Annotated in this window: 2 protein-coding genes; both read right to left on the bottom strand. The window is 66.0% G+C overall.

The genetic code is table 11. From position 1 onward, the window contains the following. Window positions 1-79 precede the first annotated feature (79 nt). Complete coding sequence (locus ACIQMX_RS42460) at window positions 80-502, bottom strand: hypothetical protein (RefSeq protein ID WP_402487078.1); 423 nt, start codon at window positions 500-502, stop codon at window positions 80-82. Continuing rightward, the gene (locus ACIQMX_RS42455; RefSeq protein WP_402487075.1) at window positions 499-1,329 is read right to left on the bottom strand and encodes an IS5 family transposase; all 831 of its coding nucleotides are present in this window, start codon (window positions 1,327-1,329) and stop codon (window positions 499-501) included. The genes ACIQMX_RS42460 and ACIQMX_RS42455 overlap by 4 nt, the downstream gene beginning before the upstream one ends. Window positions 1,330-1,431: the final 102 nt, after the last annotated feature.

Genomic DNA, 1,431 nt, shown 5'->3' with positions numbered 1-1,431 from the left:
AGAGTGCGGAACGTGAGCTCTTGTCCGTTTCGTAGTTGAGGTTGGGGAAGGATCCCTGGTCGTGGGTGGGGGGTGGCCCTCAGGCGTCGGGGCAGGCGAACAGGCCGGGTTCGGGTTCGATGAGGATGCCCCGGCTGACCAGGCGTTTCAGTTTGGAGCGAATGCCTTCGGTGTTCTTCGGGAGGATCGGCAGGTCGAGGGCCTGGCAGAGGTCGCGGGCACGCATCGGCCGGCCCGTGTCGGCCAGGGCGGTGAGGATCTGCTGGTAGGCGGGGTGGTCCGGGATGCCGGGGCGGTCCGGCCCGGTGGCGGGTGAGGGCAGTGGGAGAGTGAGGAGGGTCTTGCGGGTGATGCGCAGGTTCTCGCTCTCCGCGTCGAGTTCGCCGAGTTGGCGGGTGAGTTCTTCGATGCGGGCCCGGAACCGCCCGGCCTGGTCGGCCAGTTCGCGCTCGCGGGTCTCGATGTGTTCCAGGATGGCTTTGACCTGTGGGTTCTCGCTCACGCGGTCCTCCAGGAGACGATGGTGCGGCCAGTGAGGCGGCGGCTCATGACAGAGGTCATCGCCCACAGAACGCGGGAGCGGGAGGAGGCGGGCCGGTGTTCGTAATCGCGTACGAGACGGCGGTAGAACATCAGGATCCCGTTCGTCTGCTCCACGATCCACCGCTTGGCCTGCGGGACGAAGCCCTTGTCGTCCGGGTTGCGCTCGACGATCTCGACGTCGATGCCCACGTTCTTGCCGTGATCGACGACCTTCTTCTTGAAGCCCTGGTCGACCAGGGCCTTCTTCACCGTGTCGCACTGCTCGGCGACACCGTCCAGCAGGGCGATGCCGGCCGTGTTCTCGTGTGCGGAGGCGGGCAGGACGACGCAGTCGATGACGAGGCCCAATACGTCCACGGCCAGGCATCTCTTCCTGCCTGGCACCCTTTTCGCGGCATCCTTGCCGGTCGTCGTGGCGGGGACGCCGACGGCGGCGTGGATGCTCTGCGTGTCCAGGACCACCAGACTCGGGTCGGCTAATCGCTTCCGCTTCTCCCGCAGCTGCCAGCGCAACAGGTCATGAATGTCCTGGTCGGTGCCCTCGTCGCGCCAGAGGTAGAAGTAGTACTTCACCGCTCCGGGCGGAGGCATGTCGTGCGGCAGGAACTCCCACTGACACCCCGTGCGGTTCTGGTAGAGGATCGCGTTCACGATCTCCCGCATCGCGTACTTGCCCTGATGCCCGCTGACCGACGGATGCCGGACCTTCCACGCCGTGATCACGGGTTCGACAAGCTCCCACTGCTCGTCGGTGAGATCGCTCGGGTACGGCTTGCGCATGCTCATGCCACAACCCAAGCGAACCCCGAACGCCTGACCGGCGACGATGCCCCAACGTCACACCATCGAGCGATGACAAGACCGGCGGAACGCCACATCCCGCACTCT

Origin of the sequence: Streptomyces sp. NPDC091416 (genome assembly GCF_044756845.1) — a bacterium.
Taxonomy (GTDB): domain Bacteria; phylum Actinomycetota; class Actinomycetes; order Streptomycetales; family Streptomycetaceae; genus Streptomyces.
The sequence above is the reverse complement of the archived record's forward strand: the minus strand, read 5'-3'. Positions and strand labels throughout refer to the sequence as shown.

Excerpts from the sequence above, each read along its gene's own strand:
- ACIQMX_RS42455 (WP_402487075.1), bottom strand. The coding sequence starts at position 1,329 with ATGAGCATGCGCAAGCCGTACCCGAGCGATCTCACCGACGAGCAGTGG.